General features: G+C 57.5%; 12 protein-coding genes. 8 read left to right on the top strand and 4 right to left on the bottom strand.

The features are described 5' to 3' along the window. Positions 1-60: 60 nt before the first annotated feature. Entirely contained in the window at positions 61-540 is a 480-nt protein-coding gene (locus ACR0JE_RS19485) for an Lrp/AsnC family transcriptional regulator (protein ID WP_480541706.1), read from the bottom strand. A 90-nt stretch (positions 541-630) separates the two neighbouring features. On the opposite strand from ACR0JE_RS19485, the gene cobA reads away from it, so the two are divergent. The 7 genes from cobA (at position 631) to infC (ending at position 6317) form a co-directional block, all read left to right on the top strand. After that, positions 631-1452 (top strand): uroporphyrinogen-III C-methyltransferase, encoded by an 822-nt coding sequence (gene cobA, locus ACR0JE_RS19480; RefSeq protein WP_480865343.1) that lies wholly within the window; start codon positions 631-633, stop codon positions 1450-1452. Then, positions 1452-1766, top strand: a complete 315-nt coding sequence (locus ACR0JE_RS19475; protein ID WP_170537020.1) for a DUF2849 domain-containing protein — start codon at positions 1452-1454, stop codon at positions 1764-1766. Before cobA ends, ACR0JE_RS19475 begins: the two co-directional genes overlap by 1 nt. A gap of 66 nt (positions 1767-1832) precedes the next feature. Continuing rightward, positions 1833-3497, top strand: coding sequence for a nitrite/sulfite reductase (locus ACR0JE_RS19470; protein ID WP_480865341.1), 1665 nt, complete (start codon positions 1833-1835; stop codon positions 3495-3497). Beyond that, the gene (locus ACR0JE_RS19465) at positions 3487-4248 is read left to right on the top strand and encodes a phosphoadenylyl-sulfate reductase (RefSeq protein WP_480865339.1); all 762 of its coding nucleotides are present in this window, start codon (positions 3487-3489) and stop codon (positions 4246-4248) included. Before ACR0JE_RS19470 ends, ACR0JE_RS19465 begins: the two co-directional genes overlap by 11 nt. Then, complete coding sequence (locus ACR0JE_RS19460; RefSeq protein WP_480541713.1) at positions 4245-4652, top strand: DUF934 domain-containing protein; 408 nt, start codon at positions 4245-4247, stop codon at positions 4650-4652. The genes ACR0JE_RS19465 and ACR0JE_RS19460 overlap by 4 nt, the downstream gene beginning before the upstream one ends. Before the next feature lie 106 nt (positions 4653-4758). Next, a complete protein-coding gene (locus tag ACR0JE_RS19455) occupies positions 4759-5610 on the top strand; it encodes a ferredoxin--NADP reductase (protein WP_170537027.1) in 852 nt (283 codons plus the stop codon). A gap of 116 nt (positions 5611-5726) precedes the next feature. Next, the gene (gene infC / locus ACR0JE_RS19450; protein WP_425328970.1) at positions 5727-6317 is read left to right on the top strand and encodes a translation initiation factor IF-3; all 591 of its coding nucleotides are present in this window, start codon (positions 5727-5729) and stop codon (positions 6315-6317) included. 51 nt (positions 6318-6368) lie between these two features. Here the strand turns inward: infC and ACR0JE_RS19445 are convergent, their stop codons facing one another. The 3 genes from ACR0JE_RS19445 to ACR0JE_RS19435 all read right to left on the bottom strand — a co-directional run bounded on the left by ACR0JE_RS19445 (position 6369) and on the right by ACR0JE_RS19435 (position 8902). Then, positions 6369-6758 carry a hypothetical protein gene (locus tag ACR0JE_RS19445; protein WP_480865338.1) on the bottom strand — a complete coding sequence of 130 codons (390 nt, stop codon included), beginning with the start codon at positions 6756-6758 and terminating at the stop codon, positions 6369-6371. 78 nt (positions 6759-6836) lie between these two features. After that, complete coding sequence (locus ACR0JE_RS19440; protein WP_480865337.1) at positions 6837-8153, bottom strand: aspartate aminotransferase family protein; 1317 nt, start codon at positions 8151-8153, stop codon at positions 6837-6839. Beyond that, a complete protein-coding gene (locus tag ACR0JE_RS19435) occupies positions 8150-8902 on the bottom strand; it encodes a beta-keto acid cleavage family enzyme (protein ID WP_480865336.1) in 753 nt (250 codons plus the stop codon). Before ACR0JE_RS19435 ends, ACR0JE_RS19440 begins: the two co-directional genes overlap by 4 nt. 143 nt (positions 8903-9045) lie before the next feature. Between ACR0JE_RS19435 and ACR0JE_RS19430 the strand changes: the two genes are divergently transcribed. After that, positions 9046-9891, top strand: coding sequence for a MurR/RpiR family transcriptional regulator (locus ACR0JE_RS19430; protein ID WP_480865334.1), 846 nt, complete (start codon positions 9046-9048; stop codon positions 9889-9891). Positions 9892-9981: the final 90 nt, after the last annotated feature.

The following is a 9981-nucleotide window of genomic DNA, read 5'->3' as shown; positions in this document are numbered from 1 at the left end:
CCAAAGTATGCCGGGGGAGTCGCCCCGTTAGGGACGGAGGGGGCAGAGCCCCCTAGCAGCTTAATCGACCGCCAATGCGTTCAAGGGAAGCATTGTTGTTGATTTTATCTCTTCCATCGACAACAGCGCAGTGACGTTGTGCACACGCACTTCAGCGATCAGGGATTGATAGAACTGATCATAGGCACGGGCATTTTTAACCCGAACCTTCAGGATGTAATCGATATCCCCAGCTAGGCGGTGCGCCTCTTGCACTTCGGGCTGATCCCGTAGCGCTTTCAGGAACTTGCGCTGCCAGTCTGCCTCATGCTCCGAGGTCCGGATCAGAACAAAGAATGTTGCCTCAAAACCCAACGCCTCAGCATCCAGCAAAACCGTTTGCTGGCCAATAATGCCAGCACTTTTTAGTTTACGGATTCGATTCCAAACAGGCGTCTTGGAACTGCCTACATTGGCCGCTATTTCATCCAGCGACTGACTGGCATCGCGCTGCAACTCTGCCAAAATTTTCCGATCTGTGCTGTCTATCCGCACCGTCATTCCGGTTTTCCTTCGAATCTAGAACCTAAGTCCCGCCATTTTCAATCATCAGAACATTTGTCCTTATTTGATCACCAATATGGCGCTTTGATGGGAATATTTCCTATATTGAGGGGCAAGTCAAACCACGCTCTGGACGATCTGATGCAGTTCGAACGCACAACAGGATATGTTGAATTTGTCGGCGCCGGGCCCGGCGATCCGGACCTGCTGACGCAAAAGGCCCTCAAAGCCTTTATGCGCGCTGATGTTGTCCTGCATGACCGACTGATCAGCGCAGAGATTCTGGCGCTTGCCGGTCAGACGGCGACTCTCGTCGATGTTGGAAAAGCCGGGTTTGGACCCTCCTGGAAACAGGAAGATATCGACGCGCTTCTGGTCGACTATGCGCTGAAAGGCAACCGCGTCGTGCGCCTCAAATCCGGTGACCCCACAGTGTTCGGGCGGCTGGATGAAGAAATCGACGCCGTCAATGCTGCTGGCATCCGTTGGAGCATCGTTCCGGGCATCACAGCCGCGTCTGCCGCTGTTGCAGGAATTGGCCAAAGTCTTACCCGCCGCGGTCGTAATTCTTCGGCTCGCTTTCTGACCGGGCATGACATGAAAGGCTTTGCCGATCACGATTGGTCTGCGCTTGCCCGCAATGGCTCGGTTGCCGCGATCTATATGGGCAAAAAATCCGCGCGTTTCATTCAGGGCCGTCTGATCATGCATGGCGCGGATCGCGCGACCCCGATCACATTGGTCGAAAACGCCTCGCGCCCGGATCAGCGCGTTCTGACCACTAACCTGGATCAATTGCCCACCGACCTGAGCGCCGCCGAACTGGATGGACCGGTGCTGACATTCTATGGCCTTGCCCCGCGTCAAGCAGCTGAGGCCCTGACCGAATTCAATAAGGAGCTTGCCTGATGGCCCGCGCTTTTACCCCCAAAGTTGTCACCGCCAATGACCTGTTGGAAGGCGATGTGATCTACCAGACCGAGGATGACCGCTGGTCGCGCGAACTATCCGAGGCCGAGCTGATCACCGATGAGGCCCACGCGCAGGTGCGTCTGCTGGATGCGGCCCGTCAGGCCAACAAGATTGTTGGCGCCTACCTGGCCGATGCGGTTGCCGGCGACAACGGCCCCGAACCCACCCATTTCCGCGAGGAGTTCCGCCGTACCGGACCTTCGAACTATGCCCATGGCAAACAGGAAACCGAAACGCAGCCCCGGGCCTGATTTCCGGCCCTTCTCTCCCCCCTTCAAGGCCCCGGGTTTCGGGGCTGCAACTAAGGACAGCTAGATATGTATCGCTACTCCGAGTTCGACACAGCCTTTCTGGCAGAACGCAACAAACAATTCCGCGCGCAGGTTGAGCGTCGTATTGACGGCTCGCTCACCGAAGATGAATTCAAGCCCCTGCGCCTGATGAACGGCCTGTATCTGCAGTTGCACGCCTATATGCTGCGCGTCGCGATCCCCTATGGCACCCTATCCAGCGCACAGATGCGCCAACTGGCCCTGCTGGCCGAGAAGTGGGACAAGGGATATGGCCATTTCACCACTCGTCAGAACATCCAGTACAACTGGCCGAAACTGAATGACGTGCCGGATATGCTGGACGCGCTGGCTGAGGTTGGCATGCATGCCATCCAGACCTCGGGCAACACCATCCGCAACGTGACCGCCGACCATTTCGCCGGTGCCGCCGCGGATGAGGTCGCCGATCCGCGCCCATACGCTGAACTGCTGCGCCAGTGGTCCACCGACCACCCAGAGTTCCAGTTCATGCCGCGCAAGTTCAAGATCGCCATCACCGGCTCGGAAAACGACCGTGCCGTGATCAAAGCCCACGATATCGGCCTGCAACTGGTTGAACGTGACGGCGTTCTGGGCGCCCGCGTCATCGTTGGTGGTGGTCTGGGCCGCACCCCGATGATCGGCAAGGAACTGTCCGAATTCGTCGCCTTTGACGACCTGCTGGCGTATCTGGAGGCCACCGTTTCTGTGTGGAACCAAATCGGTCGCCGTGACAACAAGTACAAAGCGCGCATCAAGATCACCGTGCACGAACACGGCATCGACGCCATCCGCGCCAAAGTGAACGAGCGTTTCCTGCAGGTTCGCCCGCAGTTCAAGGGAGCCGACATGAACCTGCTGGAAGAGATCAAGGGTCACTTTGCAGCGCCTGATTTCCGTCAGGGCTCGGTTGCGTCGTTTGAAAGCGCCTATACCAACGATCCGGTCTTCCGCTCGTGGGTCGACACCAACATCGCGCCGCACAAGGATGCGAACCATGCGATCGTGACGATCTCGATTAAGAAGCACGGCCAGACGCCCGGCGATGCAACTGCCGAGCAGATGCGCGTGATGGCCGATCTGGCCGAGGAGTTCGCCTATGACGAATTGCGCATTAGCCATGAGCAGAACGTGATCCTGCCGCATGTCCACAAATCGGACCTGCCCGCGATCTATGCGAAGCTGAAGGAATACGACCTGGCCACAGCCAATATCGGCCTGATCAGCGACATCATCGCCTGCCCCGGCATGGATTACTGCGCGCTGGCGACGGCCCGCTCGATCCCGGTTGCGCAGGAAATCGCGACCCGGTTTGACGAGCTGAAGCTGGAGCATGATATCGGTCACCTGAAGATCAAGATCTCGGGCTGCATCAACGCATGTGGTCACCACCATGTGGGCCATATCGGCATTCTGGGTCTGGATCGCGCAGGCGTCGAAAACTACCAGATTACTCTGGGCGGTGACGCGACCGAAACAGCCGCCGTTGGCGACCGCACTGGTCCAGGCTTTGCCTATGACGAGATCGTGCCAGCCGTCGAACGCATCGTGGACACCTATCTGAACCAGCGTGAGAGCGCCGAAGAAACCTTCCTGGAAACATATCGCCGCGTCGGTATGGCTCCGTTCAAGGCGGCCGTCTACCCCGAGGTTCAGGCGAATGCCGCTTGACCTTATCCAGACGGAACTGGGTGCAGACAGGCGCGAACTGACCGACAAGGTTGACGCGCTGAACAACCGGTTCCGCCACCACAGCGCCCATGATGTCATGCATGGCGCAATCGAAGAGATCGACGAGCTTGCTCTGGTCTCAAGCTTTGGGGCGGAATCGGTGGTGTTGCTGCATATGGCGGCGGTGGTCGACAAGATGACCCCGGTGCTGTTTGTGGACACGCAGATGCTGTTCACCGAAACGCTGGAATACCAGCAGGAGGTCAGCGAGCGTCTGGGCCTGAAAAACGTTCATATCGTCCGCACGGATGATCAGGACATTCAGCGGGAAGACCCCTATGGCGCGCTGCGCCTACGGGATACGGATGCGTGCTGCAACCTGCGCAAGACCTTCCCGCTGCAACAGGCATTGACCGGGTATTGCGGCTGGATTACCGGGCGCAAGAGATTCCAGTCCGGCACCCGCGCCGCGCTCGATTTCTTCGAGGTCGAAGACGGAACCGGCCGGATCAAGGTGAACCCCCTGGCCCATTGGGCGCCCGAAGACGTGCGGGCTTACATGGAAGAAAACAACCTGCCCCGGCATCCGCTGGTGGCCAAAGGATACCCTTCGATCGGCTGTGCGCCCTGCACCTCGCCGGTCAAAGAAGGCGAAGACCCCCGCGCCGGACGCTGGCGCGACCAGAGCAAGGAAGAATGCGGCATTCATTTTGTCGATGGCAAGATGGTGCGCGCCGGAGAGACAACATGAACGTAATCGTAAACGATGAGGGCTTTGCCCCCGACGACTGGACCGACGGGTTCGTCACACTGGAAGACGCCGCAAATGACGTTGTGGCGCTGGATGTGGCCTCGGACACCGACCCGGATGAGCTGATTGATCGCCTGGGCGGCGCCAAGATGGTACGCGTGGACTTTCCATCCTCGGCGGATGGGCGCGGCTTCACTATTGCTCGTGTTCTGCGCCTGAAAGGCTTTACTGGTCGTTTGCGCGCAAAGGGTCATGTCCTTGCAGACCAGTACGCCATGGCGCGTCGCAGCGGCTTTGACGAGGTTGAAATCGACAACGCACTGGCTGCCCGACAACCTGAAGATCAATGGCTGGCGCGTGCCGATTGGCAAGACAACAACTATCAGGCCCGCCTGCGCGGCTAAACCCGCCATCACCGGCCAACCAGAACCGGGGGCAATCTGTCCCCTTTTCCTGACCTGGATCAAAGATTAAACGGAGATGTCGGTTTAACAAACCGGCAGTGAAACGATGACAGAGATGAAACCCGTGAGTGAAGCAACCGCCGTAAAGGCCCCCGTTCTGCCCGACGCGCAGACCGTGACCGATGTGAAGCATTGGACCGACAGCCTGTTCTCGTTCAAAGTGTCGCGCCCGGCAACGCTGCGGTTCCGCTCGGGCGAGTTTGTGATGATCGGCCTGATGGGCGACCCGGACCCCAAGACCGGTCGTCAGAAGCCTTTGTTGCGCGCCTATTCGATCGCTTCGCCTTCGTGGGATGAAGAACTGGAATTCTATTCGATCAAGGTACAGAACGGCCCGCTGACATCGAAGCTGCAGCACATCAAACCGGGTGACCAGATCATCCTGCGGCCCAAGCCTGTTGGCACATTGGTCCATGACGCCCTGCTGCCTGGCAAGCGCCTGTGGTTCTTTGCCACCGGCACCGGCTTTGCCCCCTTCGCCTCACTGCTGCGCGAGCCGCAGACCTATGAGGACTACGATGAGATCATCATCACCCATACCTGCCGCGAAGTGGCCGAGTTGGAATATGGTCGTCAGCTGATCGAAAGCATCCGTCAAGACGAATTGCTGGCCGAGCTGATCGGCGAAGGCTTTGCCGACAAGATCCGCTACTACCCAACCACCACGCGGGAACAGAGTCCTAAGATGGGCCGCATTACCGAATTGCTGAAAGATGGCACCGTGTTTGCCGATCTGGGAATCGAGGGTGGCATCAAGCCGGAAACCGACCGTGCGATGGTCTGCGGTTCATTGGCTTTTAACCTGGATATCAAGGAAATCCTGGAAGGGTTTGGCCTGCGCGAGGGCGCAAACTCTGAACCCAAGGAATTCGTGATCGAAAAGGCATTTGTCGGCTGATCGACACGGCTGGCCGGACCATTCCTGACCCGACCAGCCGATTCCCGCGATAATTCACGGGAATTTCCGACTAACAGGCGTTTATGCTGCTTGAAACGCTGCCCGGCCCGGTCTAAATTCCGGGCTCGAAATTCTGCAATCATCAAAGGAATGAACCCATAGCTCGCAGACCCCACAACGCGCCGCCGCAGAGAGACACTGGACCGCGCGTCAATGACAAGATCCGTGCCCCCGAAATTCGCCTGATTGGCGCTGAAGGCGAAAATGTCGGGGTGGTTCATCCCGCCAAAGCCATGCAACTTGCTGACGAAGCTGGTCTCGACCTGGTCGAAATCTCGCCCAATGCGAACCCGCCGGTTTGCAAGATCATGGACTTCGGCAAGTTCAAATATGAAACGCAAAAGCGCGAAGCCGAAGCCCGTAAGAAGCAAAAAGTCATCGAGGTGAAAGAGGTCAAATTCCGGCCCAACACCGACACCCATGACTATGACGTCAAGATGCGCAATGTTTTCAAGTTTCTGGAAAACGGCGACAAGGTCAAAGTCACACTGCGTTTCCGCGGTCGTGAGATGGCACACCAGAACCTGGGCCGTGAGCTTCTGGAACGGGTGGCAGAAGACGTTAAGGAAATCGGCAAGATCGAAAACATGCCGAAGATGGAAGGCCGTCAGATGATCATGATGATCGGTCCGCTTCCACAGAAATAAAGCCGGTTGCAGAAGCCCCCTTGATGCCAAGGGGGCTTTTTTGCGCGCGTATTACTGGCTTTTGCGGTCTTTGTTCCACAAAATCGCGTCTCGCAGGTCAAAGCCCAGCGAAACAAGATCGATCACCAACAGCACCAGCAAAAACTGCGCGTAGATCGGCAGAAGATCGGTATGCGTGTTCAGAACGTAGACGATGATCAAAACCATTGGCGTCCAGAACAGCAGATGCGGAAGCGCCATGGCGCGCGACATACCACGCTCTGCCATCATGATAGGCAAGTTCAATGCCATCCCCAGAATGGCCAGTCCCGCAATCACCGTCCCATAGGGCTGATCCAGAAACGCCAGCGGCACCAAATTGGCCGGAACCAGAACCGCCGACATCCAAATTTGAACCCAGACCGGAAGGTTTCGGAAGCTGATCCAGATATCTCTGAGCATTTTCAAGGACCTTACTGTCTTTATTTCAGGTCGAGCTTAATCAGGCCCTCGCTGGCGGAAAGGCCCCTCACAGAATTGTCAGAGGGACGCGTCCAACGCCGCCGAAAGCTTGGTGACCAACTCGTCAATCTGGGCCTCTTCGATAATGAAAGGTGGTGCCAGCAGGATGTGATCACCGGTTTTGCCATCGCGGGTACCCGACATCGGATAACAAATCAGACCCTGGGCCAACGCCGCTTTCTTAACCTTCCCCGCTAGCCCCAAAGATGGGTCAAACGGGGTTTTGGTCGCGCGATCAGCCACCAGCTCCAGGCCCCAGAACAGGCCTCTCCCGCGTATATCCCCCACATGAGGATGCTGACCAAAGGCTGTGTTCAGCGCGGATTCCAGCTTCTCGCCCATCGCCGCGGCGCGTTTTGGCAGGTCTTGGGAGGTCAATTCCTGAACAACAGCCAGGGCGGCTGCGGTGGCGACTGGGTGGCCGATGTAGGTGTGACCATGCTGGAAAAAGCCTGAGCCATCCCGGATCGCGTCATAGATTTTGCCGGTACACAGCATCGCACCGATCGGTTGATATCCGGCCCCCAACCCTTTGGCAATGCACAATATATCCGGGCTCACCTGATCATGATCGCAGGCGAACAGATGGCCGGTTCGCCCCATACCGCACATGACCTCATCCAAAATCAAAAGCACGCCATATTGATCGCAAAACTCCCGAATCCGCTGGAAATACCCCTCAACGGCTGGAACCGCCCCCAAGGTCGCACCCACCACCGGCTCTGCCATGAATGCCATCACCGTATCAGGGCCAAGGCGCAAAATTTCGGCCTCAAGCTCATTGGCAACGCGCTGGCCATAATCAAAGCTGCTCTCATCATCGTGTTTTTCGGCATATTCGTAACAGGCCGCGATATGGGACATACCGATCAACATGGGTGCAAACTGCGCCCGGCGCCATTCATTGCCCCCCGCCGACAAGGCGCCCAACGTGTTGCCGTGGTAGCTCTGCTTGCGGGCAATCACATGGCGGCGTTCGGGCTGCCCGATCTCTAGATAGTACTGCCGTGCCAGTTTGATCGCAGCTTCGGTGGCCTCGGACCCACCCGATACAAAGTAAACCCGCTCCAAATCACCCGGGGCGTGTTTGATCAGCAAATCCGCCAGCGTTTCAGCCGGTTCCGAAGTCATAAACCCGCTATGCGCAAAGGCGATCTGTTCCACTTGCTGCTGCACGGCCTTAATAACCGCCGGGTTGGAATGGCCTAAGCAGGACACGGCCGCATCCCCACAATCCAGATAACGCTTGCCGTCTGCGTCGATCAGGTAACACCCGTCTCCAGCAACCGCGACGGGCAAGGTGGATTTTGTATGGCGTGGAAACACGTGGCTCATTGGGAAGTTCCTTTAAGCAAAGCGATGAGTGCTGTGACCGAGGCTGCATTATCAGGCCAGGGCTGGCCTTCCGAATTTGTCAGGCTGTTTTCAAATCCAACCCGTAGATCACCGCCCTGTCGTGCCGCCTCAGCCAGGCACGCATGCTCCAGCGGCCCAAATGCGCACACCATCCACGGGGAAGCGTCTACAGGGAAGGATGCGATACCTTCGGGTGAGGAGACCTTATTGACCGTATACCGCCCCAACACCAGCATGCGATCCACCTGTCCGTCTCGCACGACGCCTGCGTTCTGCCATTCGTTCAGCAGCGCCGCGTCCTCAGCGTCATACAGAATATGTTGCACCCGTGTGCCCTGATCATGACACAGCCCATAGACGCGTTCGGCCAGATCCGGCTGCCGGGCGATTTCTCGTACCGAGATCGAGGCCCATTTCGGCTGCACTCGGCGCAAACACTCAAGCTGCGCTTCAACATCATAGAGACCTGCCGCCTCAGTCGTGATCTGAACATCCATATCCGGGATCTGCCTGTTCAGCTCTGCAACGGCCTCAAGATATCGCCCCGCATCCAGCGAATGCCAGCCCTCTGCGTCTCGAATGTGCAGATGTAGACCATCCGCCCCCGCCTGATGGCAAGCGCGTGCAGTCGATATGGTTTGCTCCAACGTAACCGGCAGCTTGGCGTGATCCTCAGGTCCACGCCGGGCACCATTCGGCGCGACTAGAATATAAGGGGTTGTGGCCACCGGACCCTCCGCAATTGCCTCAGCTCGACCTACTCTGTTCCAGCTTGTTTTCAATTGGCAACATCGAAAACATATGTTTTCTTTGTCCTATGACCGACACGTTTAGCCATTTGATCAGAACCCTCCGGCACGACATTGATCACATGCCACCACAACTACAGGCGGCTGCGAAATATGTGATCGATCATCCCGGCGATTTCGGCCTTGATCCGATCCGCACAACGGCCCGGAAGATCGGCGTCAGTTCCAACGTTCTTGTCCGCCTTGCCCAACGGATGGGCTATGACGGCTACGACGCATTCCGCCACCCGTTCCGGCAAGCCCTGGTCACGGATGGAGAGGATCGCCTGCACCAGGATTGGTTATCGCTTCAATCGTCCGAAGGGCCGTTCAGCGCGGCCCAAGCCGATTTTGCCCGCAATGAGTTGAACGTGGTCGCCCGATCCCTACGCCTTGTAGAACCTGAACGGGTCAAGGCCGCAACAGATCTCATTCTGAACACGCAACGGTGTTTTGTCACAGCAACACGGGCCAGCTATGCTCTGGCCTATTACTTTCATTATGCAGGTCGCATGGCCCATCCCGGATTGCAGCTGGTTCCCCGGCATATGGGCTCTGCTGCAGATGATCTGTTGGATGCGGGCAGCGGCGATTGCCTGCTGGCCATTACGGTCAGGCCCTATTCAGCCGAAACCATCCGCACCATGCGCTTTGCTGCTGACAAGGGTATCCGGATCATCCTGATTTCAGATAGTGATGTGATCGCACCCGGGGTACGCCCCGATATCAGCTTACAGATCAGCACACGGTCAATGCACCATTTCTCTAGCTTTTCCGGGGCGATGGCCGTTCTGGAATGCCTGCTAAGCCATCTCTTTGCTGCAGGTGGTCAAGATGCCCTTCATCGAATCGAGGCCTATGAGAAAGCCCGTGAAGACACAGGCGCTTATTGGCAGCCGCAAAAATTGCCCAGACTACGCCGCACGTGAAAAAGCCCCGGTTTTGACCGGGGCTTTTGTTTCTTCGGCTGCCCCCCTTAGCTACAAGCTTGGACGGCGCGTTTGGTCATGACGGAGACC

It is taken from the genome of Ruegeria sp. H3 (assembly GCF_056533095.1).
The sequence above is the reverse complement of the archived record's forward strand: the minus strand, read 5'-3'. Positions and strand labels throughout refer to the sequence as shown.